The organism is Pectobacterium carotovorum (assembly GCF_033898505.1).
Taxonomy (GTDB): Bacteria; Pseudomonadota; Gammaproteobacteria; order Enterobacterales; family Enterobacteriaceae; genus Pectobacterium; species Pectobacterium carotovorum_J.
The window spans coordinates 22,538-48,649 of sequence record NZ_JAXAFK010000007.1 but is presented as its reverse complement, the minus strand read 5'-3'; the positions used below and the strand labels follow the sequence as shown (position 1 = coordinate 48,649).

Sequence of the window (26,112 nt, the reverse complement as noted above, 5' to 3'; positions counted from 1 at the left end):
CGATTTTTCAAATATTGATTTGAAAATGAATTACTGTTCACTTCCCTCATACTCAACATCAGACAGCAGCACTTCCAGCTCCAGTGCGGTAATGTAGCCGTTATTACTCAAGGAATGCGTCACTTTTGAGATTGTCCATTCCTGTTCGTCGATCACCTGCTTAAAGCCGCTCACCTGAACAGGGGTTTCAGGGAACAGGTCAGCGCGTCCCATTGCCAGCGTAATAGAAAACTCCGCGACACCGCGTTGCAGCTTGTCCCACTTCGCCTGTGCAGCGCGCGTGGCCTGTGCTTTAGTCGCAAAAACCGTGGTCAGCGCCAGCACGTTTTCATCCGTGCCAACCAGATAATCCCCCTCGCGGGCTTCTGGCTCCTTCTTTGCCTTTTTCGCTTTAGGGTGCGTCTTCTGTGGTTGTGCTCCCTGATGCAATAACACTTTTTTCTGACGTTTTACCTTTACCGTTTTCGGCTTTTCAGGTTGAGGCTCTTTTGTATGCAGCCAGCTTGCCGTTACACCTGTGTACGCGCCCCGGTCAGCGAGGCTAAAACTGTGCTGATCGCCGTCGCTGCGTTCAATAATCTGCTGTGGGATAGGTTTACCGCTGGCCGTCTTCCCCGTTCCGGGACGGATAAACAGCAAACGCCCGGCTTTGATCGCCACGATTGCCCCGTTGCGCTCAGCCAGCCGGGTAATAAATACCGCGTCGGTTTCCTGCGTCTGGTCGATGTGCGGAATTTTTATCCCCGCGAATCCGTCAGCCAGCATCGGCGCAAGGTTGTTACGCTTCGCCACCTGTTCAACAATCGCCCCCAGCGTGGTGTCGTGATAGGACAGCTCACGCCGGGAGTTCAGCGACCCGCGAAAATCGGCACTCCGCGCCCGGATAGTAAGCGTATCCGGTGTGCCACGGTGCTCTATTTCATCCACCGTAAAATCACCTTTACCGATCAGCGCTTCACCTTCCCAGCCCAAAAACACCGACAGCACCGCGCCCCGGCGGGGTAACTGCAACAGTCCGTCGCTGTCGTCCAGCTCGATGTCGAGCTGGTCGGCTTCAAATCCCCGGTTATCAGTCAGGCTCAGTGATAGCAGACGCGAGCTGATAACGGTTGTGATGTCCTGCTCATTGAGTCGCAGCAGGTACGCCGGGGCGGTTTTACTGCCTGCGCGAACATTCAGCGGGTTAATCATGCGAATAACCCCCCAATGGCGGATTGCGCCCGGTTAGCCATTTCCCCGGCGCTGCCGATCAATCCCTCCGCCTGCTGGCGTAAATCGCCCAGCATCGCAGACAGCGACGAGTCAACGCGGGTCAGCGTGATGGTAAATTCAATCCGCCGGGCGCGGCCATCAGGGAAAAAATCGGTTTTCGTCTGGCTGATACTGTTCACCACAAACACGCCGTAAATCGTGCCGCTGCCCTCAATCAGCGGCCATGCACGCCCCTGATCGGCCATCGTCTCCAGCATCAGCAACGACAGTGTGCCGCCTGTGATTTCCGGCAGGAGTTCCCCTGACAGCGTGATTTTCTCGTCTTCAACGCCTAAGAACTGCAACGCAGGACGCTGACCGACGCGGCTGTTTGACGGCCAGCGGTAGTCAACGTTGCGCTGCATGTTCTGGTAAGGCAGGGTCTGGAGCTGGAACACAAACAGCCCTAATGTGAGCATCATAATTCGCCTCCCTGATAACTGTACTGACTGAATGCGCGTGACCGCGCCGCCCGTTCCCGCTGCTCAAGCTGGCGTGTGACTTCCTTCGCGATGTCCTGCGCACTCTGGCCGGGCTGGGCAACAATGCTAATTGGCGCGTGAATGCTGATCGGGGATGATGCCGCGCTGGCCTGAACCGTTGGCGCTATCGGGCGATAGGCTGACATGTTCATGGCTGCGGACGCCATCGCCGCCGTTTTTTTACGGCTGGTGACATTGACCGGACCCTCAACGATTTCAGGACCATGTTCACCGACGACGGCAAACTCTCCCAGCTTGATACCACCGCCGTTATCACGTACACCGCTGTAGCGGGCAGCAATTGACGTTGCGTCGACGCCTTGCGGAACCGGTGCGGTGATGACCCCCACCTTTAGCGCGGCGGCCTCTTGTGGCGGCAGGATACTGTCAGCGGTCGGCAGCTTCTTCGATTTCTCGTCAACCAGCCCCAGCTTTTCCAGCAGCCACGACACGCCTTTTTTCAGCGACTCCAGCGGGTTCATGATGATGTTCAGCCCGTTAGCCAGTGCCTCACCAAACCGTTTCCCCATGCTGGCCGCACCGTCCAGCTCGGCGGCAGTGGATTTGACCGGATTCAGCAGATCGCCGAACCAGCCAAACAGCGCCCGGATTTTGTCACCAATCCACGTAAAGACAGGCTGGAGCGGCTCAAACGCCGCAATGATTGGCGCGCTGGCCGCCACGAATCCCTCAACCACGCCGCCGATAAAGGCCTGAATCGGCTCCCAGTATTTCCAGATAAGCAGTGCGCCGCCAACCATCGCCGCGACGGCCAGCCCGACGGGAGACAGCAGCACGCCTAACGCACTACCAACCAGCGTAATGCCAGTGCGCAGCAGTGCCAGCGGTGACGTAAACAGCCACATCAGCACCCGGCCAAAACCCGACATCGCGCCCCGAATAATGGTCAGCGGGTTACTGACCGCCCCGAATGCCGAGGTCAGCGCAGAGGTTCCGGCACGTAGCAGCATCAGCGGCGACTTTGCCAGCCAGCCGATCATCCCGCCGAGGCGGGTTAATCCTCCTGACAGCGGCGTAATGCCGCGTGTTCCGGCAAACCGTAATCCGGCACTCAGTAAACCCGCTCCGCCAATTAATGCATTAATCCCGCTCATGACAGGCCACGCAACCAGCCCGATCCCGCCCAGCACCGTAATTAACGCCGTGGCTGCGCCACCCACCATCACTATCTGCCGCGTCAGCTCCGGGTTAGCCTTGACCCATTCATTGACGCGGGTTAACCACTCCGTCGCGGCCTGCGTCAGTTTGCGCAGTGCGCCGTCATCGTCATTGAACAGGTTAAAGCGCAGACTGGACATCGCGCCCTGTAGCCGCCCGATATCCCCCTCAAGGTTATCACGCAGGGTATCGCCCATACGGTCAGCCGCCCCGGACACGTCACCGAGCTTGTTTTCGGCTCCGGCCAGTGCGGACAGGAATTTCGGTATCTGGTCAATCGACAGGTCTTCAATCGGCGTACCAAACAGGGCGATGGCCGCGTTTGCCCGTTCTGCCGGATCTTTGATTTTCAGCAGCCCGTTGGCGGTTTTTTGCATTGCCGCCCGCGCCTTATCGCCGCCGCTGGCAATCGCGGTAGACATTTTGGCGGCATTGAGTCCGGCGGCGTCATACGCTTCAATGCTGGCTTTGGACATATCCGACCCACGGATTGAGAACTCTTTAACCGCGTCGCCTGTCTTGTCCAGCGCAAACTTGCCTTGCTGCGCCATCTCAACCAGCAGCGTCATCGCCTCCGATCCGCTGAATCCCATGTTGCGGAAGTGGGTCGAATATTCGTGCAGGATTTCCGGCAGTTCGCCGCGCATCTGCGCCGACACGCGCTGCATCCCGGACACCATCAAATCAAATGCCTCGTCGCTGTTCTTCGCGAGGCCATTTTTCATCATGATGGCGGCTATCTGGATACTCTCGGTTGCATCGCCACCGAGCGCCGTTTGTATGTCCAGCGCCTTCCGCGATATCCGCGCCAGCTCGGTTTCCCCGACGTCTCCCATCGCCCCCAATGTGCTGCGCACCGCAGCCACCGCGTCCGCTATCTGAGTGAGATCGTTACTCACACCCGAAGCGTTAATATCTTTGATAACGCGGGTGTACTGTTCGCCGTCGGCCGCATTCCCGCCTGTCTGCGCGGCGATGCGCGCCCCGTGTCCGTCGGCCTGTACCGACGGCGCAATCAGGCGGCTTTCGGCATACAGCGCCGCGGAACCGAGGCCAAACGCCGCCGCGCTGGTATTGCGTACCCCGGCGGTGATTTCCTTGCCTTTCTCATAGCGCTGCCTGACCGCGTTCAGTTTTTCCTGTTGCTGGCTGACGCGGGACAGCGCGGCGCGTTGCTGGTCAAGCTGCGTCGTTGTCTGAGATATGTTGTTGCGTAATTTGCGCTCCGCGCCGGACAGGTTGCGCGTGCTGATGCCTGCCAGCTCTAGCTCAGTACGCTGGCGCTGTACCGACTGGCGCAGTTGTCCATACTCCGTTTTTAGCGTGGCGGCATGACGTTTCGCCCGCTCCAGCGCCTGTGCCTGCCGTTTGGTGGGATTTTCGCTATTGCGCAGTTCCGCCGACAGTTCGGCGGCTTTGGCCTGCGCCTGCTGGAGTACCGCGCCCGTTTCGCTGAGCTGGCTTTTTGCCTTGCGGAAACCGTCGATACGCCCGGCCTGCGTGTTCAGGTCTTTGAGCTGGGTCTGTGAATCGCGGATATCGCCCGACAGCTTTTTACTGGCGGTTTGCACCGCCTTAAACGGGCGAGTCGCACTGTCCACGGCCTTGAGCAAAACATTTAACTGTAAATTATTACTCATTGGTATGTCCGCTGCGTTTCAGCGCCTTGTCGCGCCACAGGATCAACTCGGTGAGGGTCATTGGGTACAGCTCCGATGGCGGCCAGTGAAAAATTACCGCGATATCCGCCATCAGCTCATCAACACTCAGGCTTCGGGGGAGGTTCCCTGTTGCGATTTCGGCGTCAAAAAACCGACCACCTTGCCCGCGATGGCAATCATATCCGGCAATTCCATGCGGGTGATGTCGGTTTCGGTGAGTGCCGGAATGGTCATGCGTGGCAGCACTTTAATCAGTGCGTCGACGTCCGACCCGGCCAGCGCCGCCAGGCTGACGCCGCGCAGCGTTCCGGTAGTCGGTTTAATCAGGGTGATAGTGTCGATGATGGTTTCGCCGCGCTTGATAGGGGTTTCCAGTGTGACCACGTTGTCGTTTTTGTTCATGATGTTGCCTCTGTGTTCAGATAGAAAATAGAAAGAAGACGGCCAGCGCCGGGCTGGCCGGATAGATTTACGCCAGACCAATCGCCCGGCGGTGCTGCTCCAGACGGTCAACACCGACAACACGCTCAATCATGTTGATGGTGTCAATCTCGATCATCTCTTTGCCGTCGATGGTCAGCTTGTAATAGGTGCATTGGGTGGAAATCTTGGTTTCAGTGGCTTCCCCTTGCTTACTCTCGCCGCCGTCAATTTCTTTATGACGGCCACGCATCACCACTTCAACCGCCGAAATTTCCCCGGTGTCATCGCGCTGGTATGACCCGGTAAAGCGCAGCAACACCTTGTCAGCGCCCGGCGCGGCGTACTGGCTCCACAGCGTTTCATCAGCAAAACCGCCTAGCGTCCATTCCATCGACAGCGCGTCATCATCCAGCCCAAAATCAATGGGCGCGGTGCCGTTCATGCCGCCGCCGCGATAGTTCTCCAGCTTGCGGGTGAGTTTCGGCAGCGTGACGGCGGAGGCGATCCCCATATAGCTCATGCCGTCGTTAAACAGGTTCATAAATTTCAGATTGCGAGGCAGTGCCATAGCGCGTTAGCTCCTTAGCTGTTGACCGACGCGGCCAGATTCACCAGATATTTATCGGTGATGCGCTGGCGCAGGGTGAGGTTTTCAAGCGGGGGAACGGGGGTATAGTCGTAATCGATATACAATTTCCCCGCTTTGAGGGTGCCTTTATCGTTCGCGGTTTCATCGAACCAGCAATCCGCATCAATGATGTAACCGCCGGATTTCAGTTCGCGAAACTTGGCTTTGATACCTTCGATAATGTCTTTGATAAGCGTCGCGGTAACGGGCTTATCCACCGCCCACATGTGCGCCTCGGCCATCGTGTCAGCCAGCACCTGCGCGGTGCGGGTGTAGTTCTCAAACAGGAACAGCGGATCGTCAGAACAGGTGCGGTTACCCCAGAAGCGGAAGCCGTCTTTACGTACCAGCGTGGTGACACCTGCCTGATTCAGTAAATCCGCATCGGTGCCGGGTGCCTGCAAATCCCAGAACACCGACGCGCTGATGCCCGTCACGCCGTTCACGCCGACGTTAGACAGGGTTTTATGCCATCCGGTTTCTTGGTCGATTTTGGCGCGCAGACCGAGGGCGCGGGCGGTGGCATACGCGGTGGCGCTGGCGTTGGCCGTGGTATCCCATGCGATAAAATCCGGCCAGATCACCATCAATTCACGCTGGCTAAAATTTTCCCGGTAGTTGATGGCGTCCGACAGGGTTTTGCAGCCCCACGCGCTGACGTAACCAAAAGCACGCAGCGACTGACAAATGGAGGCTAACGCCGTGGCAACAGGCAGCGAGTCCAGCCCCGGCGCACCGAGAATGCGCGGTTTCACCCCCGTGGCGGTCATGGCATCTAACAGGCATTTCATCCCGGTGTATTTGCCGTTTTCGTCACTGCCGCCGATCACATTGCTGATGGTTTCGGCCTCGTCTTTACCTTCGTCCACACGCACCACAACGGTAACGGGTTTGGACTGGTCGGCGATGGCAGACAGGGCAGCGGCCAGCGTGCCTTTTTTCCCGGCCTTGCCGACGGCGGACAGCACGTTGGTAATCAGCACCGGGGTATTCAGGGGAAAGGTGGCCGCGTCGGCGTCGGCGGCGGTACATACCATGCCGATAATGGCGGTGGAAACGGTGGAAATAACGCGCGTGCCGTCGTTGACTTCGACGACCTGCACGCCGTGGTGAAAATCACTCATTTAGCTGACTCCATAAAAATAGGCAAGGCTATTGTGTTGTGTGAGTCTGAGGCGGGCGAGTAATGCTGGCACGGTGGGGGCTGGCACAACACCGGGGCGAAAAACAGCCATGAAAAAAGCCCACCGTTGGCGGACGGTGGGCTTCGCTTTCCCCAGTGGATCATTATTATTTTAAAACCATAGACATAATGACATCTGGACTGGCTATTTTATAAACGTTTATACAGATCGATTATGCGTTATTGATCGGCTACGTCGATCAATGTGCCTATTCAGACTCCGCCAAAAATCGCAACGGAATTGACCGGAAAATCCAATAGCCGAAAATCGCCCCCTTTGCCGATCCCTGTCGCTGAAACACTGATAACCCGCAATGCATCAACCGTCGGCAGTTGGGATGCGCCGGAACACATGTTCATCGAGTCGCCTCGTCCGCCCACGGTGTAGGTGAACGCGTAATTTTCATTTTTCATCGGGGTTTTAAAGCGGATCGTAAAATCTCCGGTGCTGTTTTTTATCACCGACTGCACATTGTATGCGTCATTGATTTCACCGTTTTCATTAAAGCGCACCCACGCCCGGCACATCTGTTTATCGTCACGAAGCGGCACACCTAACGCCGCGATATCAGCCGCGTGCAGGGTTTTCGAATTATATTCACGACGCCAGCCGGGCGCGGAATCGGCACCGTTATCGATATAAACAAACGTTCCGGGTATCGCCTCCGCGTCGCTTGATGTTGTCGGGGTCGTGATGCGGATCGTTCTGCAATGAAAGCGGTCACTGAACACTTCAACAACCGCCCCCGCCAGCTCAATGTGACCGCAGCCTGTATCGGTAATTTTCCGGTTTACCGCGTAGCTCCATGACCCCGCACACACAAAATACAGATGCTGAAATGCCCCTATCTCATCTAAAAAATCAATAAATTGCGCGGTTGTCCACGCGCCAGCACTGCCGCCGAAATTAACCCACCCGCTCCCCAAATGGGGCAGGCTGGCATTTCTGGCGAACTGTTTTTTATTCACGATATCTGCGCCGTTCTGGTCTTTTGCCAGCTTCCCGGCCAGCGCGTTTACTATCGTCGTTGAAAAATCGGGGTCATTACCCAACGCGGCCGCCAGCTCCTGCAAGGTGTCCAGCGCGCCCGGCGACCCGTTCACCAACGCCGAAATAGCCGCTTTCACAAAGGCCGTGGTCGCCAGCTGCGTGTCATTCGATGCCTGCGTTGCCGTAGGGGCGGTGGGTTTACCAGTCAGTGCCGGGCTGGCTTTCGGCGCGTATTGTGTGTGCGGGTCGGTGGCGGAGGCGTGTGCATTCTGCTTATTCGTCACATCAGCAAGGGCATTGAGTACCGTCGTAGAGAAGTTCGGATCGTTACCCAGCGCCGCCGCCAGCTCTTGCAGCGTATCCAGTGCGCCGGGGGCACCGTTAATCAGTGCGCCGATGGCCGTTTTCACAAAGGCCGTGTTCGCCAGTTGCGTGTCATTCGATGCCTGCGCTGCCGTGGGCGCAGTGGGTTTGCCTGTCAGTGCCGGGCTGGCTTTCGGTGCGTATTGCGGGTGCGGATCGGCGGCTGTTACGTGTGCATTGTGCTTATTCGTAACATCAGCAATGGCATTAAGTACCGTTGTTGAGAAGTTCGGATCGTTACCCATCGCCGCCGCCAGCTCTTGCAAGGTGTCCAGCGCCCCCGGCGACCCGTTCACCAACGCCGAAATAGCCGACTTCACAAAGGCCGTGGTCGCCAGCTGCATGTCATTCGATGCCTGCGTCGCTGTGGGTGCGGTAGGTTTACCCGTCAGTGCCGGACTGGCCTTTGGCGCGTACTGCGGGTGCGGATCAGCCGCGGCAAGGTGTAGCTTCATCAGATTATCCGCATAGGCTTTCACCTCGATCACGGCGTTATCAACATAGCTCCGCGTTGCCAGCACCACAGCCGGGTCAACTTTCAGCGTCACCGCGTCGGTACTGCTGACAATCAGTATCATGCGCACGGTCTGGATGCGGCCGCTGCCCTCCTGTAGCTGCGGTTTGTAGGTTTCCGGGCAGTTGGCGACCGCAATCAGATTGCCGTCATCGTCAAATAGCCCGATTTCACGAATCCACCAACCGCCCTCATTTTCGGGAATAACCTGCTCGGCGATAATCTGGCTGGGGTTTTTCGGGTCAATGCTCATCATGTTGAGTGCGGCGCGCCGCTTCTCGCTAATCAGTGCCGTTTGTGCCGGGTTCGGTGTCGGCAAGACACCGCCGCCGTCACCGACGGCCATCTGGCTGATGTTCAGGCGGTTACCCAGCGCGGTAGCGTTAGCCAGTCTGGCCGCGCCGATGTTGGTTAACAGGGCAAAATAGGTTGCGCTCATGCGGTTACGCTCACATTGTCGATTAAATGAAGTGCTGCCCCGGTCACATCCAGACCGGACACGGTAATGGTTTCAGGAAAATAGGGGTAAACGGTCAGCGCGTCGCCGCCATAGGACAGCGCGGCAACGTAGGCCGCGCCCTGCGTGTCAAGGTTGATATTCAGCCCCAACAGGTGACGGGACGCGGGTTTGGCGTCGGCAATCAGCCGCTCCAGCTCGTAAAAGGTTTCTTCGGTAATGCCGCTATCCTGCACGCCAATGTCCAGGCGAAACGTGCCTGGCTCGCCGCCGTTCTGAAACCATTCGCTGATACGGATCAGATAACCAAACGGCTCCACCACGCGACGTAACGCACCGATGGTGCCTTTATGCCGATGGATAAAGAACGCATCGCGGATCACCTGCCGTTTCACGCTCTCCGGCCACACCTCATCCCAGCGGTCAACGGAAAACGCCCACGCCAGATACGGCAGCAGGTGTGCCGGGCAGGTGTCCGGGTTCCACAGCAGGCGCAGGGGAACCGGTACGCGGGTAATCTCGGCGCAGGCAGTAGCGGCGGCGACTTCCAGCGCGGACGACCCGACAGGCAGCAGACGGCTATCACTCATCTGCACCGCCTACACCCAGCCGATAGCCGGAACAGTAGGACGCCTGCGCGGCGGTCAGCACGATATCGGCGGCGGGTGTCGTCAGCTCGACCCGTTGCACGCCTTCAACGTGCAGCGCAGCATAAATCGCCGAGCGACGAATATCCCGCCCCAATCGGTGCTGCGCACTGATATAGGCTTTCAGCTTCTGTTCGGCGGCGGCGCGTACTGGCTCCGCTTCAGGACTCCGATACAGATACAGCGTGGCGTCAATCTCATACGGCACAATGGCGGCAGACTGCACCGTCACGCGGTCTGCCACCGGGCGCACGTCTTCGCCGTTCAGAGCGTCGGTAACAATAGCGACCAGCTCCGGGCTGGCGCTGCCGTCGCCCTCGCGTGACAGTACCGACACGGTGACGCTGGCCGGGCTGGGGCTGATAACCGACACATCCGCCACGCGCCCGTCGGCGCTGCGTCCGTGGTACTGGTAAGCCCCGACAGACCCGGCAACGCTTAAGCCCTCGAAAGACTGCTGAATGCGCAGGCGCAAATCGCTGTCGGATTCCATCAGGGCTGGCGTGGGCGGCAGGGTCGAATCGTCAGCCGGGGTGACCACCAGACGGGACACGCTGAAATTGGCGCCGAGCTGGTCGAGGTCACTCCCTTGCGCATACGTCACCATCACGGCGCGAGCGGCTTCATTGACGCGCTGGCGCCATAGCAATTCGCGGTAGGCGTTTTCCTGTAACAGCTTGACGAGCGGATCGGATTCCAGCGCCAACGTGCGGGCAACGGCGGCGCGCTGGTCTTCCGGGTAGAGCGACAGCAGCATCGCTTTGCGCTCGGTGTAAACTGCCTCGTAGTCCAGTTCTTCCACCACGGCAGGTGCGGGAAGCTGGCTTAAATCAATCATCGCCATGTGTCAGCTCACAGGAACAGAAAGGGAAACGGCGTTGCTGTCAGCCAGCACGCCCGTAATATCAACGGCCAGCTTGCCGTCAAAGGTGCTTGTCAGGTTGATGGCCGTCAGCGTGATGCGTGGCTCCCAGCGCTGCAGCGCCATGTAACACGCGGCCATGACCTGCAATTTCACAGCGGGATTTTGCGGCTGGTCGATCAGCGCCGACAGCAGCGACCCGTAATCCCGACGCATCACCCGCGACCCGACGGGCGTAATGAGAATGTCGCGCACGCTCTGGCGAATGTGCTCAAGGTCGCCGAGCGTCTGGCCGCTGTCACGGCTCATGCCGAGGTAACGTGCTGTCATCGTGTCCCGTCCGTCCAGCCGCCGCCGTTTTGTACGTTGCCGTGATTGTGTTTATCCACTTGCACGCCGTTTGAAGTAAACGCGCCGCCGCTGTGCTGGATAGTGCCGCGCATTTCCCCGCCTTTTTGTACTTCCAGCGTTCCGGTAATCAGCTTGTTGGTGCAGACCACCTCCGGTGAGTCTAACGTGATGCGCGTGGAGGCGTTCACGGTGACCTGTGGCGCGGTAGTGGTAACAGACTCTGACGCGGTGAGTGTGGCGGTTTTAATCCCGCTGACGGTCAGCGCTGATGTTGCGGGTTCGTACTCGATCATCGCACCGTCGGGAAAGCTGATATGTAACGCATCGGCAGACGCCGACGGCGCGGGCTGGTCATCGGAATAGATGCCGGGCAGCACAAAGGCGGTGTCCAGTTCGCCGCCGATGGACAGGATCAACACCTGTTCACCAATGGACGGTGCCCACCAGTCGCGTGAACGTCCGGCACGGCGGGTTAACCAGTTCAACCAGCCTGTGGTCATGTCTCCGGTTTGCACCCGGCACAGGGCGTCCGCTGTGTTGACGTGGGTCACGACGCCGACACGGATCATATTGCGCAAGAGGCGCTGGATTTCGGTAAGGGTGGCTTGTGTGTTCATCGCTTCATGGTGGATACTTTGAACGACTTACACAAACCTTTGACGTTGTTCTGTTGGCAAAACAACAAGGTAAAAAACTAAAAGAGAAAATAAATATGCTCGATTTTTTTAAACTAAGTAGTACTCAAACGTTAATCAACGAATATATCCCTAATATAAAAAACGGTGGTGCTGATGAGTTTAATAAAAATAGGGGGACGTTTATTAAATTAATTCTTCTCAATATGAGGCGGAATCCAGCTTTATGGGATGAGTACACTCAGTTTAATATCAATCTCATACATGGGTGGATTAATAGCTATCTCGAAGAGAAATCACAAAATGATGCAGATCTTGATTCATTTCTTGCTTTGTTGTTTCGGTTTTTGATGGAGTTTCATTTTTATCAACCTAATGATATTTCCTTTGAATTAACTAGAGTAAAAGATTTTGTTATTTATAAAAAAGATAGCTTTAGTTATGATGCGCAAGTTCAAATTTTATATGCATTATATGAGATGCCATTTTCATTATGTCGTGAAAAATATCAAAATAGCGATGTGCAAAATTTTATAGATGCAGCCCGAGCTGAAACAGTAATGAAAGAAACCATGGATACTTGGAATGAAAAAATCAAAACACAAACAGAAAAAGTAGAAAAACTAAAAGAAAGATTAGATGAGCAAGAAAATGCCTTTAATTTTGTTGGCTTGTATCGCGGATTTGATGATCTATCAGAAAAGAAAAAAATAGAATCAAGACGAGCCTTTTGGTTTACTATACTGCTTGGGGTTTTAGTTCTCTTACCTTTTGGTATCGATGTTTATTTAGTTTACGAGGGGGTTGTTAAGCTTGATTCAATGCTATCTTTATTTAGCTTGATTCCTGCTTTTACATTGACATTCATATTTGTTTATTACTTTAGGATTTCCTTGAGCAATTACACGTCTATAAAATCCCAAGTAAATCAAATTGAATTAAGAAAAACACTTTGTAGCTTTATACAAAAATACTCTGAGTATGCTAAGGAAATGAAAGCTAATGACGGAAATTCATTGGAAAAATTTGAGGCGATAATTTTCTCAAATATCATGCCATCAGAAGATAAGATCCCTTCAACCTTTGACGGGATTGAGCAAATTGCTAAATTGATTGAAAGCGTGAAGGGAAGATAAATTTATAGCCCCGCCATCAGGCGGGGCAGTTACCAATAAATCAGTTCTGCTTACTCAATTCATCACACTCTGCACGCTTATCCTTTAACAACCGCATCAACAAATTCACGGTATTAACCGCTGAGCCGTGTTTGCAATCCAGAGTTGGGAATAACGCTTGCATATGCGGCCAAAAATCCATGGTCAGATATTCCACGGATTTGAATAACGCATTGAGTTGCGAGGTTTGAATATGGTTGAAGATAAGCGGTGTCTCAGGAATATAAAATTCCAGCTCACAAGGGTGAACGGGCTTTTTCGGTTCAGGTGGAACGGCTTTTTCCTGCGGGTTGAAGTAGCAGTCCTCCAGCTTTTCGAACACATCCCATGCCTGATCGGTTTCCAGCATCTTGGCGTGGCGGGCTGCACCGCGTTCCGTCCAGAGGATGAGGCTACGGGCGCGTTTACCGACTAACCCGTTTAAATCGGGTCTGTTCTTAAATTCTTTTAATTCTGAATTGGTTATCTTGAAATAATGCTTACCACAAACAAAGCGCTGTGCATTGTTGAGGTAGTTGTCAGAAATGTTTTTAGGTTTTGAACCGTAAAGCTGAGCTAAGAGTTCAGTAGTAACGACGGGAATATTGTTGTGAGTAATAACGGGCAGGCTTTCTACAGATAGTTGGGTAGTCATGATGACCTCGTTAAATTTTTCGAGTTACCACAAACGGTGTGGTGCCGGGAGGCTCGAAACGGCTTAACGAAACCGCGGACTTATTCCCCTTGCGGGTATTCTATTAGTCGCCCTCCCGACATTGATCGGGGTGTGACCGCGCAATGCGTCCACTGAATGACAGGCATAAAAAATCCAACACTATCGGGGTTGGTTGTCCGCGTTAAGAGGTTTTCGAGGCCTCGTGGGGCGAACCATAGCGGAAACTGTCAGGTAAAATCAACCGTTTTGTTAATGCACTTGCGCACAGTGCATGGGTGCATTACAATTACACGCACAACAAACGAGGGAGCGACGGATGCAAAAAATGCGCAGCATTCATAGCTTTCGGGATCAGTGGCTGGAAGATTTTTTTATGTATGGCAAGTCGCATAAAAAGATACCTGCCGATGTGGTTACATCCTTGTCCCGCAAGCTGGATATCATCAACGCGGCGGTTTCAGCAAAAGACCTAAAATCGCCGCCGGGGAACCGATACGAGAACCTTAATCCGCCATTGGGGGAATATTCATCCATCAGAGTAAATATCCAATATCGCCTGATTTTTAAATGGGTTGATGGTAAAGCAGAGGATATCTACCTTGACGACCATGGTTATAAAAAGCACAAATAACCCGTAGACCCGTAGACCCGTAGACCCGTAGACCCGTAGACCCGTAGACCCGTAGACCCGTAGACCCGTAGACCCGTAGACCCGTAGACCCGTAGACCCGTAGACCCGTAGACCCGTAGACCCGTAGACTCGTAGACCGAAGGAAAATATATGGCACAGGCACAACGCAAGCCGACATCCGTAGGCGATGTCCTGTTATATGAATATCTAGAACCTACAGGTTTGAAGATTAATGACTTGGCGGAAATGCTGAATGTCCACCGCAACACGATCAGTGCACTGGTCAACAATAACCGTAAGTTAACGGTTGATATGGCATTCCGGTTGGCGAAAGCATTTGATACGTCAGTTGATTTCTGGTTGAACCTGCAAAATAGCGTTGACGTGTGGGAAGTGGAAAACGACGCGCGCACTCAGGAAGAAATTAGCCGTATCACTACGCTGGAAGATTTTCTGGCGCAGCGTGATGAAAATGTGAAAGACGTAGCGTGAGCTAAGCCCCGCACTCGCGGGGCTGATTTCATTTACTCAGATGCTCTATCAGTAATCCCTCGACTTCTTTTAACTCCCGATCGCTAAACCCTAACAGCGGCCGTGCCTCGTATTGAACATCGTCGCCGTTGCGGCTAGGCCGATCACGCAGGCCGTAATGATGCACCCGCGCCATGCGTTGTACCCGTCCGACAAATTCCACGCTGGCCGCATCGGCGGTGCCTTTGGCTTTCAGGTATTTAGCGGTACGCAGTTTCTGGAACATCTGGCGTTTAACCCGGCCTTTTTTGCCTTTAATCGGTTGGGCTTTGCGCGGGGCATAGGGCGTGCCGTCCGGTGCCTGCTGCTGTTTGATGTGTTGCTGCTGGCTACCGCGCAGGGCTTTTGCCACCGTTCCGGCCAGCTTTCGACGGCCAGACGCCGACAGGCTGGCAAGCAGCCCGGCCAGCTTGTCGTCAAACGGTTTCAGCTCATTCATTCCACTGACTCACTAATTCGCCGTTGATATACATGGAGTCCGGACGCGTGACGGGAACAGGTAACGGCGGCTCTGGCGCGTGGGTAACGTGCAATGCCTTGTCTACCTCTTTGACGATCACACGCTCAGTGAGTTTCAGGCTGATACTGATATCACAGCTACCGTTATCGTTAATATCCGCAAGATAGGTAAACCCTTTACGATCATGGGCTATATCCGGCTGATTTTCACGTATCCACGCCTGAATCGGCACCAGTAGCCAGTCGATATCGTCGGTAAAATCCGTGATGACCAGATTCAGTGTGTACTGATTTTCAAACGACAGCGACGCGGCCAGCGTAGACACCACCGCGCCGCTGTCGATAAAGACATGCAGCATATCCGGGTTATTTTTCAGTACCGGCACCGCATCATTTAAGGCGCTGCGCAGGCTGTTGGGTTTCAGCATCGTGTTGTTCCTGACAGTGTTTGATGGTTTCGACCTGTAGCGCACAGCTCACCAGCGCGCTTTCCAGTTGGCGGTTATCCGCGCTTAAATCACCGTTCGTTTCCGGGCTGCTGCCCGGTATTGGGCAGCTCGTTACCTTCGGACAGCCAACGTAAATAAGCGCCGGGGTTGTCAAAGGCGGGGCGGGTGTGCAGCCGCTTAAAGTCGTCAGGCAAAGCAGTGCCATACCAGCGGCGCAGTTCGGCATTTTCATTAAGTAACCTCATAATTTTTTTATCGCGGGACGCGGCCAGTTGCCCGGCCTGTGACAGTTTCGTTCGGAGTTCCGCCTGTGCCTGTTCGTTGCGTATCGCACTGGACTGCAACGCGTCGATCACTCCATCCCTGACCAGCAGTTCAAGCGACTGTTTAACCAGCATTGCGCTCTGTTCGCTAATCAGTTTTTCTGCGTCAGACAGTTGCCGCTTAGTCACGAACAGCAGCACGATGAACAACACGACAGCAACAAGGATTACGCGGGTAAACGTGCTCATGCCGCCCCCTTAAGGCAGACGGCGCGCTCACGCTGGCGACGGGTTTCAATACCGCGTGATACCTCACCGTTGACATAGACCCAGCGTAATAGCTGGTCACAGGCGCTGCGCCACTGGCCTTTGTTGATGAAAAACGCCAGCGTAGAGCGGCAGGCCGCACCGACACCGACATTAAACGCAAAACTCACGATGGCGTCATAGACGGCCTGCGGCATGTTAACGGCCATACAGCGTGCCAGCGCCCGTTCGACCCGCAACACATCGGCAACCAGATTGACCGCCGCCTCACGCTCGGTGATGGTTTTCCCCGGCGCCACGCCTGCGGTGTGTCCGATCCCGTTTGTCCACACGTTCGCGCTGCACTGGTACGGGCTTAAGCGGCATCCCTCAAGGTCGGCAATCAGCGCCAGCCCCTCTTGTGACGTTTTCAGCAAGGAAAAATCCGGCACTAACGCGGCCAGCGCTAACACCGTGGCGATAACGCAGCGTTTAACGAGTGATTTCATTGATAACCTCGCGGGGATCGATAGTCTTCAATAGCTGGTAACTCTTGCGGCGGTAGTACCAGTTAACACCGACAGTGAACACCACCCCCAGCGCCCCGAAATAGGCCGCGAAATCCTGCGGCGTCATGGCGCCGAAAAATGCCAGCGCAACACTTATCCAGTACGCGATAAACGAAGTGATTCTTTCCATATTCAATCCCATAAACTCACCGTTTCTGCGACAGGGGCGGCGGCAATATCCGGCAGGGTGACGGCGGTGCCGTGGGGCAGAATCGCCCCGAATTCAGCCAGCCCCGGATTGGCAGCTAACACCGCCTCAACGGCACCCTGCGTGCGCCCGTAATGGCGATAACACAGGGCGTCCAGTGTGTCGCCCTGCTGGGCGATAACGTTCATCAGATATGCCCGATGATGCAGCGGGGTTTATCCTGTAACTGACTGATTGACCAGCGCGCATCGCGCCACAGTTCATCAATCGTGCCGTCGAGCGAGTCGGCTTTGCGGTCGCCTTTGGCGCTGGCGTCATAGCTCCGATAACGCTCGTACAGCGTCGCCGTGGTAATGGCGCTGACTGCACACAGATAGTGGTGCTCTTTTTCGCTCTGACCGTCGAGTCGCTCAGCGGGAACCGCGTCCAGCGTTTTAAACCCTGCCGCCATCTGTGCAGCGCGGTACTCGTACAGCTCGGCGTTAACCTCAGAAATTGCGGTTTTCGCCGCATGGCGCAGGCGCTCCGGCGTGACGGTGTTCTCAAGGCGCATCAGCGTGCGCAGCGTTCCTGGCTCCACGGTAGGCCAGAAAAACGTGTTTTCGATTACCGCATCCTGTTTCGCAGGCACAGGGATAACCACCGCATCCGGGTGTGGATCCGCTTTCGCGGGGAAAATCATTGTCGTCATGACAACCTCTGAATAGGTGGGCGGTGGACACAGGCACAGAAAACAGTGAACTGTTCCGGCCTGTGTGCCGCCCGGCGCGGGGCGCGTTGGGTTAACGGCTGGCCGCTGCTTTGCGCAGCGCCGTTTCCAGCCGCTCTATGTCTTTTTTCACACCGCTTCGGCTATCAAGCTGAAAGGCGCGTTTCAGGTGAAACAGGGCTTGCTCCGGCTTGCCGCTGCGCAGTATCAGACCGATGATTTTGTGCAGCTTGGCGCGCACCTGATCGGGCATGTCTTCCGCATCGGTCAGCGTCAGCGTGTCGATCAGCAGCTCAATATTGACCGCCTGCCCGGCGGTATGGGCGCGGGTTGCGGCGTCGGCCACATCTTCGGCTAACAGGTATGGCGTCGGGCGGGTGTAGCCCTCCGGCATTACCAGTTTGTGCTGGAGTGCATAACGGGCAATCTCCAGCGCACCGGGGATGTCTCCGGCGTCGAGTTTCCACACCATGACCGTCATCAATACCGCGTCCTGTGCGCCGCGACCGCTGGCGAGGACACCCGCCACCCACGGTGCATAGCCCGGCAGCAAGACATTTTTCATTTCGGCTTTACGCTCAATTGAGCGCACCTGTTTTAACGTGCGTTTGTCAGCCGCAAGCCGGAACAGCATTTGCTCGTATCCGGTGGCCTGTCGCAGCGGATCATTCTCCCGCTGCGACGCCTCAGCAGCCGACACCCGCATCATGTGACGCTGGGCGGGGCTTAGCATGGTTTAGGCTCCGGCGTTATCGGTTGGGGTATCAGTCGGTTTTTCATCCTCTGACGCGGCAGGCTCAGCGGCTTTTTCCGCTTCCGGCGGTTTCGGGAACGTACCGAGCTGGATGTTTTCGATCACACAGCCACAGCCGTAATCTTCAACGACGTAATCCTGCTTAATGGATTCGTAGTTTTCGATACGGTCACGTTTAGCGACTTCCTCAATGTGGCGGCGGTGGCTGTCGTCCATGTAGTAAATGGACAGGTTATCCAGACGTGTCACCATCAGCGCATTCGCCGGGAAGTACGGCACACGCACCGCAGGCAGATTGCCGATGCGCTTCTGGCTGACAATCACATCAGCGGCCAGTATTTCGCTGTTTTCCTGCTGTTTGTTGACCAGTGGGAAATACTTATCGGACAGCAACTGACGGCCACAAATCACTACTAAATCCGGGTCTTCCTGATGCCATTCGTCGATCATGGTGTTGGTCGCATCCATCACCAGCGCGTCGAGGCTTTCATAATCGCCGTTCTCACCGACGCGGATTTTTTCGGAAATCACGGTGCCGTCCTCCTCGACAACACGCCCCATCACGCGCTTGGCGGATTCGTTACGGTATTTTTGCAGCCAGCCCACCGCCACATCCTGCAACAGCGGATTTTTAGCACGGTCAGAGGTTGCCGCACGTTTCACGCCATGCCATCCGGCCATGATGTAATCCAGCGCCTGACGCTTGGCGATGGCATTGCGTAAACGCAACTGGAAATCCTGAAAACGCGCCCACAGGTCAAGGGTGTTGTAACGGATATGGAAATCAAAGTTCATCTGTTCGCACTTGTACTGGCGCGCTTCCAGACTCATCAGATCGGCGGTTTCGCGCTCGTCACCGCTTGAGGTATCCGTGGTGCTGGCAACCGACCCGGACACACCGAGGCCGATTTTTTCCCCGGTCAGTTCGGCAACCGGCACGATATTGATGCGGGTCAGGAAGTCGGACGACTCTTGCACCACTTCCATCAGCGACTGCGTGACGGACGGCTCGACACTGAATTTTTTACTCAGGGTTTCCACGTCAACGCCATTCAGTGCGGCAAGCTGGGTCATGTAGGCATTAAATTTAAAACGGGTTTCTTTACGCATTGTTTTTCCTGTTCTTTCCGAAAAAGGGTATCGAGGGGCAACGCCCCGGTTAGCAGTTGGTCAGCAACGAGGCTTCGCCGTCGCCACCTGTTGCCGGGGGACGGCGCTTTTGCGACAGGCTCTCTGTGCCGTCCAGCGTGGCTTTGAGGTCGGTTAACTGCTGCTCACTGGCGCTCAGCTTCTGCGTCAGGGTGGCAATGTCCTGTTTCTGGCGCTGCTCAAACTGAGTAAAGCGCTGCTCCATGCTGTCGGCGTTGGTCTGTACCTGTCCGGCGACCTCGGCCACGGCTTCATGCACATCAGTAAAGCGGGCGTCATCGCTGGACTGTTTGCCGCTCAGTAGGTTTTTGATGCGTGACAACAGCGTCGGCTCCACGTCTGGCAGGTCTTCAAACTCCAGCGTCACTTCGGTAGCGACAGAAAAGAGGTTTTCCGGGGAGGATTTGCGCATAGCCAACGGGCTATGTTTGGCTTTGGCGCTGAACTCCAGCATTTCCGTGCCGAGGCTGGCCGGGTCATCAGTGACCGCCAGACCGACTAGGCAGCTTTTCCCTGAGTTGCTGAAATTGGGCTGAATTTCCATTGAGGTATAGATTTTCTGGCGCGCCTTAATCATTGCCACCAGTTCATCTGTCGGGTCGATTTTGGCAAACAGCGCCAGCTTGCCGTTAAGCACCGAGTCATCTTCAATCTTCTCGGCTTTCAGCTCGACCACATCGCCGTAGCGCCGGAAGGGACTATCGGGCAGCAAGCCTTTCACGTGTTCAATGTTGATGCGGCAACCGTAGACACGCGGATCAAATCCCTCGCCCATCTGTTGAATATCGTTCGCATCAATGATGCGACCATCGCAGGTGTCACCTTCAACACCGACGCGGAACCACTTAGAAATTTTCTTTGCCATTTTCTCATCCGTTGTTTGCGGGAAGTTGGGGCGAGTATCCGGCGTGACACCTTGCCGTGCCATCAATCACGGTTCGCTAACCGCTGGCACAACAGGCACTTAAGGCGGGGAAGGTCGGCGCTGACGTAGCCTTGCCGTCATGAATACAGCCATCGATACCACCATCATCAGCGACCCACGGCGACAGGCGGCCTTGCTCTATTGGCAGGGCTTTTCGGTGCGTCAGATTGGGGAAATGCTGAACCAGAAAACGCCGACCGTTCAGAGCTGGAAGCAGCGCGACGGCTGGGACGCTATCGCCCCGGTATCGCGTGTGGAAGCCAGTCTGGAAGCGCGGTTGATCCAGCTCATCATGAAGACGAAAAAGGAGGGGCATGACTACAAAGAAATCGACCTGTTAGGCCGTCAGATTGAGCGGCTGGCGCGGGTGAACCGCTACAGCCAGACGGGCAACGAGGCCGATCTCAATCCCAACGTGCGCAACCGCAACAAGGGTGAACGCAAGGCACCGGAAAAGAACGCGTTTAGCGATGCGGCTATCGAGAAGCTGAACGACATTTTCCTGAGTGAGATTTTCGAATACCAACGCGGCTGGCATCAGGCCGGGCTACAGCACCGTATCCGCAATATCCTAAAATCGCGCCAGATTGGGGCGACGTTCTATTTTGCGCGGGAAGCCCTGATTGATGCGCTGACCACCGGGCGCAATCAGATTTTCCTGTCAGCGAGTAAGGCGCAGGCGCACGTCTTTAAAAACTACATCATTGATTTTGCCCGACTGGTTGATGTTGACCTGAAAGGCGATCCGATGGTGCTGCCCAACGGGGCGCGCCTGTTCTTCCTCGGCACCAACATCCGCACCGCGCAGAGCTACACCGGAAACCTGTATCTGGATGAATATTTCTGGATCCCCAAGTTTCAGGAGCTGCGCAAAGTCGCCAGCGGCATGTCGTTGCACAAAAAGTGGCGCTCCACGTATTTCTCCACACCGTCGAGTCTGGCACACAGCGCCTATCCGTTCTGGTCGGGCGAGCTGTTCAACAAGGGACGCAGCAACAAGGCCGATCACCTCCATCTGGATTTAAGCCACGCGAACTTGTCCGGCGGCGTGCTGTGCGGTGACGGCCAGTGGCGGCAGATTGTGACGGTAGAAGATGCGCTGGCCGGGGGCTGTAACCTGTTTGACCTCGACCAGCTCACGCTGGAGTACAGCCCGGCAGAGTATCAAAACCTGCTGATGTGTGAGTTTGTTGATGATAAGGCGTCGGTGTTCCCGTTTGAGGAATTACAGCGCTGTATGGTCGATGCGCTGGAAGAGTGGGAAGACTTTAACCCCTACGCGCTGCGCCCATTTGCCTATAAACCTGTCTGGATTGGCTACGATCCGTCACATACAGGCGACAGCGCGGGCTGTGTTGTACTGGCACCGCCGCAGGCACCGGGCGGCAAATTCCGCATCCTTGAGCGCTTCCAGTGGAAGGGCATGGATTTTGCCGCACAGGCCGACGCCATCAAGCTGCTGACGGAAAAATACATCGTCGAATATATCGGCATTGATGCAACGGGCATCGGTCAGGGCGTTTACCAACTGGTTCGGGGATTCTTCCCGGCCGCACGCGAAATCAAATACTCACCGGAAATTAAAACCGCGATGGTGCTCAAGGCGAAAGACACCATCACCAGTGGACGTCTGGAGTACGACACCAGCCACACCGACATCACTCAATCGTTTATGGCCATACGCAAAACCATGACGGCCAGCGGCAACCGCACCACCTATGAAGCCAGCCGCAGCGAGGAAATCAGCCACGCTGATGTGGCATGGGCAACCATGCATGCGCTGTTAAATGAACCCCTGACCGCGATTAACGGTCATGTCCCTGTCAGCATTTTGGATTTTAACGAATGAAAATGACCACATTTACCCCCAGCCAGATAGACGACCTCCACACAGCAATCGAGCATTTCACCTTTCCGCACCAAGCCGTCTGGCAGCATGTCGGCAGACTGAATGTTGACCGCACGATCACCAAGGCGCGCCAGATTGGTGCAACGGCATTTTTTGCACGCGAAGCGCTGCTGGACGCGCTGACTACCGGACGTAACCAGATTTTTTATGCCCCGACGACAGGCGGCGCACAACAGGCTCGCGCTCACATGCAGGCGGCGGCGTGGCAGGTTGGCGTCAATCTGTCAACGAACCTCGCCGGACAGGTGCTGTTACAAGATGCGGTGATTTCATTTTTAGGGGAAGACAGCCACTTCGCGGCCTATTCTGGCAATGTTTATGTTGATGAATTTCCGTGGTTCAAAAACCCGCGAGCGGCATTGTTAATCGCCAAATCCATGTCGATGCATAAACAACATCGCCGGACGCTGTACGGCTCAGCCTCAGATAACTATGCCGCGTTCCGGGTATGGTGGGGCGATTTTTCACGGCGCAGGCATCCACTTCCAGCCCTCTTTATGCCGGGTAGTTCGTTTGGTTCTGATGGTGTATGGCGTCAATCATTAACGTTGGAACAGGCGGCCGCTCAGGGCTGCGACCTTCACGACATTGAGGAAATCAAGCGGGAATTTACCCCGGAAGAATATCAGCAGTTTTTTGAATGCGACTGGTCACAGGCCATCAACAATAAGGGGATGGCCGCATGAAAAAGCGTAAATTCCAGTCAAAATCTGCGCCCGTTAGCCAGGCGCAACCAATGGAGGCTTTCACTTTTGGTGAGCCGTCCGCCGTTCTGGATCGCCGCGACATTCTGGACTATGCCGAGTGTATCCATAACGGACGATGGATTGAGCCGCCGATCAACTTCAGCGGACTGGCTAAAAGCCTGCGTGCTGCGGTACACCACAGCTCACCGATTTACGTGAAACGTAACATTCTGGCGAGCACCTTTATCCCGCACCCGCTATTGAGTCAGCAGGATTTTAGCCGCTTTGCGCTGGATTATCTGGTGTTTGGTAATGCATTTCTGGAAAAGCGCCTGAACCGCACAGGCGGCATCCTGCGCCTAGACTCCAGCCCGGCAAAATACACCCGACGCGGGGTAGAGGACGATGTTTACTGGTTCGTGCAGTCATTCAAAGAGCCGCACCGCTTTGAACCGGGTAGCGTGTTTCATTTGCTGGAGCCGGATATCAATCAGGAAATGTACGGCCTGCCGGAATATATCAGCTCGTTGAACTCGGCATGGCTGAATGAGTCAGCGACGCTGTTCCGGCGCAAGTATTACCAGAATGGCGCGCACGCGGGTTACATCATGTATGTGACCGACGCAGCACAAAGCGGCACCGACGTAGACAAGCTGCGCGCCGCAATGAGTAATACAAAGGGGCTGGGGAATTTTAAGAACCTGTTTTTCTATGCCCCCAATGGTAAGCCCGACGGTATCAAGATTGTGCCGTTAAGCGAGGTGGCGACGAAAGACGATTTCTTTAACATCAAAAATGCCAGCCGTGACGATCTGCTCAGTGCTCACCGCGTACCGCCGCAGATGATGGGGATTATCCCGAATAATACAGGCGGATTCGGGGATGTGGTAAATGCCAGTCAGGTGTTTGTCAGGAACGAGCTGACGCCACTACAGGAACGAATGAAAGAAATTAATGATGTGGTAGGCATTGAGGTGATCGCATTTAAGCCCTACAAACTAACAGAAGAGTAACCCAGCAGCTCAGCCGCCTAACCAGCGGCTTTTTTACATCCCTTCCAGGACTCACCAATCGCGTTCTACGCGCACCAATAAAAAACCAACCCCATGCATGATATCAAAGCCGAGCACTTCACAGCGAGGCGCATCGGTGCGGGATGAATCACGTCTAAACACCTTTGCGCGCAATGCTATCCCCGCCACGCCTGCCCGCTTTATGTCTCGCTTTTCATGCAGTTGCATTAGTCAGTTGAAAGCGCGACAACACTGGTAGCACGCTCTTAAAGGTGAGACATTATATGCATGCAAAATCATGCATCATGAATGCACGCTAAAAGCGACTCCAATTTAATCATTTTTGGAAAATTTTGAACGGGTGATTTATGGCTAAAAAAACTACAATGAAGGAAATTTTAGAGCTTTCACCGTATCTATTCGTGTACTTACCAAATAAACAAGAGGTTAAAAATCATGTCAAAAAGCTGATAAGCGAGGGGCTGGAGGCAAGTGAAGTATTGCATCAAGTTCAGCTCTGGATGGCAAATAACAGAAAGCCTCCAAAATCTACATCAGCTAAAAAAATTGAGTACGCTGGTCAATTTAGCGTCAGGACCAATGCTGCTGGCACAATTTCAATGAAAGACACATTGAAGTTACCTCCCTACCGCCGTGGCGAAAAAATGGAGAGATTGGCACCACCATCGCAAAACCTCCCATCGCATCCAAATTCATTACCTACCACCGAACTACAGAGGTGGCTGTTATCCTTAGATGAATATGATAGAAGAACTTTCACCAATTGGTGTGCCCGTCAGGGAAAAATAGTAGGTAAACATCTTTGGGAAGAATTTAAGTTTAGCCAATATTCCATACAGCAAGTCTCTGAACCGCTACCAACATTTGAGCAGCGTTCATACGTTGAAGACGGTTATTCGACTACTAAAGTTCGAAAATCTCAAGGTAAGTTTAGAAAGGACGTTTTAGCAAACTGGAGAGGATGCTGTGCAATTACCGGCACTCGATTTGCAATTGATGCCTGTCACATTTTAAGCCATGCATCAGGAGGTGTACCTAGTGTTGAAAACGGTATTGCACTTGCTTCAGATCTCCACCGTTTATTAGATTCAGGTCACCTGCGAATAGAGAGTAATCGGGCAATATTTTCAGATGAGGCTCGCAAGGATCCCCGTTATAAAAATTTTCACGGAAGAGAATTAAATGAACCATTATTCCCTGTTAAATTTAGCTAGCGCTAGCATAGCGAATTGTACAATCTCGCCATAATCGTTAGTGCTATGAAACGTTGTTTTTACGATGGTGTGCGGGTATTTATTCAAATCAGATAGTATACCGTCGAAAAATGCACTCTTACACTTCAATCAACAGCATCATGATTAGACCTACGATGAATGCAATAAATATAGCCAGAGATAAAGTGATATTAGGCTATCTATGATTTACTTCTAGTTTCTTGATGTTCTAAGGTTTTTATAGTGCCATTTGCCAAATCCGCAATGATTGACATCGCGGTTTTTAATTCTTCAACATCGCACTGAGCCACTAACGACATGTCAGCGATTAACTGAACCCGCGACAAAACGGCTTGTATGTGTTCCGTGTTTTCCAAGGGGTGCCATTTCCTTATTTTTACTGTATGCACATACAGTATTTTACGTATTGAAATTTTCGTCAATCACTTAGTGTGCTACGGGTGACTGATTGGTTATATGTTCATCGCTATACAAAACGGCGTGACATGTCACTTAAACATTTCACGCCGTGACATGTCACAGAATTAACTTTAAATCATGCCAGCCTTGTGTGTTCCAGCACTCAGACGCACCGGATAGGCAGCACTTAGCGACGGGAAGTTTTTTCCCCGCATCTCTGGCAGTTACGCTGATTTAGCGCGGCTATTTTGTGCTGTAGGGCAGCGGCGTCCTGACGAATTAACGTGGTCAGGTATTCGTCGATATCATACGGATCGCGCCCTGGACGACGTAGGGCGCAATTCCGTTTCAGCATCTCCAGCTCTTGCGTATCAACATGAATCTCGATTTTCACCACGCCAGCATCACGCTGACGTGCGCGCTGGGCGGCTTTACGGTCTGCGGGGGATTTAGGCATTCTCTTCACCATTTCAAAACAACGGCTTTCACGCCGTGGACATTGATGTGCTCCGCCTCATGGCATGAACCAACCGCCGCGTTGTATTCATTCTCTTCGTTG

General features: G+C 54.3%; 30 protein-coding genes and 2 pseudogenes. 7 read left to right on the top strand and 25 right to left on the bottom strand.

All coding sequences use genetic code 11. The annotated features are described in order from the left end of the window. Positions 1–30 precede the first annotated feature (30 nt). The 12 genes from R9X49_RS21170 to R9X49_RS21115 all read right to left on the bottom strand — a co-directional run bounded on the left by R9X49_RS21170 (position 31) and on the right by R9X49_RS21115 (position 11,609). Positions 31–1,191 carry a phage late control D family protein gene (locus R9X49_RS21170; RefSeq protein WP_319850252.1) on the bottom strand — a complete coding sequence of 387 codons (1,161 nt, stop codon included), beginning with the start codon at positions 1,189–1,191 and terminating at the stop codon, positions 31–33. Beyond that, positions 1,188–1,673: a phage tail protein gene (locus R9X49_RS21165; RefSeq protein ID WP_116238267.1), complete on the bottom strand. Its 486-nt coding sequence runs from the start codon at positions 1,671–1,673 to the stop codon at positions 1,188–1,190. Before R9X49_RS21165 ends, R9X49_RS21170 begins: the two co-directional genes overlap by 4 nt. After that, positions 1,670–4,552 carry a phage tail tape measure protein gene (locus R9X49_RS21160; protein WP_319850251.1) on the bottom strand — a complete coding sequence of 961 codons (2,883 nt, stop codon included), beginning with the start codon at positions 4,550–4,552 and terminating at the stop codon, positions 1,670–1,672. Before R9X49_RS21160 ends, R9X49_RS21165 begins: the two co-directional genes overlap by 4 nt. Further along, on the bottom strand, positions 4,545–4,664 hold the full coding sequence (locus tag R9X49_RS21155; RefSeq protein ID WP_319850250.1) for a GpE family phage tail protein: 120 nt from the start codon (positions 4,662–4,664) through the stop codon (positions 4,545–4,547). The genes R9X49_RS21160 and R9X49_RS21155 overlap by 8 nt, the downstream gene beginning before the upstream one ends. A gap of 14 nt (positions 4,665–4,678) precedes the next feature. Then, positions 4,679–4,975: a phage tail assembly protein gene (locus tag R9X49_RS21150; protein ID WP_201879259.1), complete on the bottom strand. Its 297-nt coding sequence runs from the start codon at positions 4,973–4,975 to the stop codon at positions 4,679–4,681. A gap of 67 nt (positions 4,976–5,042) precedes the next feature. Continuing rightward, positions 5,043–5,564 (bottom strand): phage major tail tube protein, encoded by a 522-nt coding sequence (locus R9X49_RS21145; RefSeq protein WP_319850249.1) that lies wholly within the window; start codon positions 5,562–5,564, stop codon positions 5,043–5,045. Between the two features lie 14 nt (positions 5,565–5,578). Continuing rightward, positions 5,579–6,748: a phage tail sheath protein gene (locus R9X49_RS21140; RefSeq protein WP_319850248.1), complete on the bottom strand. Its 1,170-nt coding sequence runs from the start codon at positions 6,746–6,748 to the stop codon at positions 5,579–5,581. 272 nt (positions 6,749–7,020) lie between these two features. Beyond that, a complete protein-coding gene (locus tag R9X49_RS21135; protein WP_319850247.1) occupies positions 7,021–9,114 on the bottom strand; it encodes a phage tail protein in 2,094 nt (697 codons plus the stop codon). Further along, positions 9,111–9,722 (bottom strand): phage tail protein I, encoded by a 612-nt coding sequence (locus R9X49_RS21130; protein WP_319850246.1) that lies wholly within the window; start codon positions 9,720–9,722, stop codon positions 9,111–9,113. Before R9X49_RS21130 ends, R9X49_RS21135 begins: the two co-directional genes overlap by 4 nt. Next, on the bottom strand, positions 9,715–10,623 hold the full coding sequence (locus tag R9X49_RS21125) for a baseplate assembly protein (protein ID WP_319850245.1): 909 nt from the start codon (positions 10,621–10,623) through the stop codon (positions 9,715–9,717). The genes R9X49_RS21130 and R9X49_RS21125 overlap by 8 nt, the downstream gene beginning before the upstream one ends. A 3-nt stretch (positions 10,624–10,626) precedes the next feature. Then, positions 10,627–10,971 (bottom strand): GPW/gp25 family protein, encoded by a 345-nt coding sequence (locus tag R9X49_RS21120; protein WP_319850244.1) that lies wholly within the window; start codon positions 10,969–10,971, stop codon positions 10,627–10,629. Further along, a complete protein-coding gene (locus R9X49_RS21115; RefSeq protein WP_319850243.1) occupies positions 10,968–11,609 on the bottom strand; it encodes a phage baseplate assembly protein V in 642 nt (213 codons plus the stop codon). The genes R9X49_RS21120 and R9X49_RS21115 overlap by 4 nt, the downstream gene beginning before the upstream one ends. Here R9X49_RS21115 and R9X49_RS21110 point away from each other — a divergent pair. Beyond that, the gene (locus tag R9X49_RS21110) at positions 11,600–12,763 is read left to right on the top strand and encodes a hypothetical protein (protein ID WP_319850242.1); all 1,164 of its coding nucleotides are present in this window, start codon (positions 11,600–11,602) and stop codon (positions 12,761–12,763) included. The two genes, R9X49_RS21115 and R9X49_RS21110, sit on opposite strands and share 10 nt — an antisense overlap. A 40-nt stretch (positions 12,764–12,803) precedes the next feature. Here the strand turns inward: R9X49_RS21110 and R9X49_RS21105 are convergent, their stop codons facing one another. Next, complete coding sequence (locus tag R9X49_RS21105) at positions 12,804–13,436, bottom strand: ORF6N domain-containing protein (RefSeq protein ID WP_319850241.1); 633 nt, start codon at positions 13,434–13,436, stop codon at positions 12,804–12,806. Between the two features lie 337 nt (positions 13,437–13,773). On the opposite strand from R9X49_RS21105, the gene R9X49_RS21100 reads away from it, so the two are divergent. Both R9X49_RS21100 and R9X49_RS21095 read left to right on the top strand, forming a co-directional pair. Further along, positions 13,774–14,088 (top strand): type II toxin-antitoxin system RelE/ParE family toxin, encoded by a 315-nt coding sequence (locus R9X49_RS21100; RefSeq protein WP_319850240.1) that lies wholly within the window; start codon positions 13,774–13,776, stop codon positions 14,086–14,088. Between the two features lie 150 nt (positions 14,089–14,238). After that, positions 14,239–14,580 (top strand): HigA family addiction module antitoxin, encoded by a 342-nt coding sequence (locus R9X49_RS21095; protein WP_103161044.1) that lies wholly within the window; start codon positions 14,239–14,241, stop codon positions 14,578–14,580. 28 nt (positions 14,581–14,608) lie between these two features. On the opposite strand, the gene R9X49_RS21090 is transcribed toward R9X49_RS21095, so the two are convergent. From R9X49_RS21090 to R9X49_RS21040, 11 genes and pseudogenes are all read right to left on the bottom strand, one after another. After that, positions 14,609–15,058, bottom strand: a complete 450-nt coding sequence (locus tag R9X49_RS21090) for a phage virion morphogenesis protein (RefSeq protein ID WP_319850239.1) — start codon at positions 15,056–15,058, stop codon at positions 14,609–14,611. Then, positions 15,051–15,506 (bottom strand): phage tail protein, encoded by a 456-nt coding sequence (locus R9X49_RS21085; RefSeq protein WP_319850238.1) that lies wholly within the window; start codon positions 15,504–15,506, stop codon positions 15,051–15,053. Before R9X49_RS21085 ends, R9X49_RS21090 begins: the two co-directional genes overlap by 8 nt. Beyond that, positions 15,469–15,759, bottom strand: a complete 291-nt coding sequence (gene lysC, locus R9X49_RS21080; RefSeq protein WP_319850237.1) for an Rz1-like lysis system protein LysC — start codon at positions 15,757–15,759, stop codon at positions 15,469–15,471. Before lysC ends, R9X49_RS21085 begins: the two co-directional genes overlap by 38 nt. Continuing rightward, a pseudogene (gene lysB, locus R9X49_RS21075) lies at positions 15,680–16,039 on the bottom strand (Rz-like lysis system protein LysB); the annotation flags it as partial. The gene lysC and the pseudogene lysB, both read right to left, overlap by 80 nt. Beyond that, on the bottom strand, positions 16,036–16,545 hold the full coding sequence (locus tag R9X49_RS21070) for a lysozyme (protein WP_319850236.1): 510 nt from the start codon (positions 16,543–16,545) through the stop codon (positions 16,036–16,038). The gene R9X49_RS21070 and the pseudogene lysB, both read right to left, overlap by 4 nt. After that, positions 16,529–16,747 (bottom strand): HP1 family phage holin, encoded by a 219-nt coding sequence (locus R9X49_RS21065; RefSeq protein WP_103184669.1) that lies wholly within the window; start codon positions 16,745–16,747, stop codon positions 16,529–16,531. The genes R9X49_RS21070 and R9X49_RS21065 overlap by 17 nt, the downstream gene beginning before the upstream one ends. After that, positions 16,738–16,941 (bottom strand): tail protein X, encoded by a 204-nt coding sequence (locus tag R9X49_RS21060; protein WP_005967821.1) that lies wholly within the window; start codon positions 16,939–16,941, stop codon positions 16,738–16,740. Before R9X49_RS21060 ends, R9X49_RS21065 begins: the two co-directional genes overlap by 10 nt. After that, positions 16,941–17,444, bottom strand: coding sequence for a head completion/stabilization protein (locus R9X49_RS21055; protein ID WP_319850235.1), 504 nt, complete (start codon positions 17,442–17,444; stop codon positions 16,941–16,943). The genes R9X49_RS21060 and R9X49_RS21055 overlap by 1 nt, the downstream gene beginning before the upstream one ends. 91 nt (positions 17,445–17,535) lie before the next feature. Next, positions 17,536–18,195: a terminase endonuclease subunit gene (locus R9X49_RS21050; RefSeq protein WP_161546050.1), complete on the bottom strand. Its 660-nt coding sequence runs from the start codon at positions 18,193–18,195 to the stop codon at positions 17,536–17,538. A gap of 3 nt (positions 18,196–18,198) precedes the next feature. Then, positions 18,199–19,326, bottom strand: a complete 1,128-nt coding sequence (locus R9X49_RS21045) for a phage major capsid protein, P2 family (RefSeq protein ID WP_319850234.1) — start codon at positions 19,324–19,326, stop codon at positions 18,199–18,201. A 49-nt stretch (positions 19,327–19,375) separates the two neighbouring features. Further along, the gene (locus tag R9X49_RS21040; RefSeq protein ID WP_319850233.1) at positions 19,376–20,230 is read right to left on the bottom strand and encodes a GPO family capsid scaffolding protein; all 855 of its coding nucleotides are present in this window, start codon (positions 20,228–20,230) and stop codon (positions 19,376–19,378) included. Positions 20,231–20,369: 139 nt separating this feature from the next. Here R9X49_RS21040 and R9X49_RS21035 point away from each other — a divergent pair, with 139 nt between their 5' ends. From R9X49_RS21035 to R9X49_RS21020, 4 genes are all read left to right on the top strand, one after another. Continuing rightward, positions 20,370–22,139 (top strand): terminase ATPase subunit family protein, encoded by a 1,770-nt coding sequence (locus tag R9X49_RS21035; protein ID WP_044208977.1) that lies wholly within the window; start codon positions 20,370–20,372, stop codon positions 22,137–22,139. Continuing rightward, positions 22,136–22,885 (top strand): terminase large subunit domain-containing protein, encoded by a 750-nt coding sequence (locus R9X49_RS21030; RefSeq protein WP_319850230.1) that lies wholly within the window; start codon positions 22,136–22,138, stop codon positions 22,883–22,885. The genes R9X49_RS21035 and R9X49_RS21030 overlap by 4 nt, the downstream gene beginning before the upstream one ends. Beyond that, complete coding sequence (locus R9X49_RS21025) at positions 22,882–23,898, top strand: phage portal protein (protein ID WP_319850229.1); 1,017 nt, start codon at positions 22,882–22,884, stop codon at positions 23,896–23,898. Before R9X49_RS21030 ends, R9X49_RS21025 begins: the two co-directional genes overlap by 4 nt. Before the next feature lie 368 nt (positions 23,899–24,266). Continuing rightward, entirely contained in the window at positions 24,267–25,133 is an 867-nt protein-coding gene (locus R9X49_RS21020; protein ID WP_319850228.1) for an HNH endonuclease signature motif containing protein, read from the top strand. 537 nt (positions 25,134–25,670) lie between these two features. Here the strand turns inward: R9X49_RS21020 and R9X49_RS21015 are convergent. Beyond that, positions 25,671–26,010, bottom strand: a pseudogene (locus tag R9X49_RS21015) (hypothetical protein). Between the last annotated feature and the right edge of the window lie 102 nt (positions 26,011–26,112).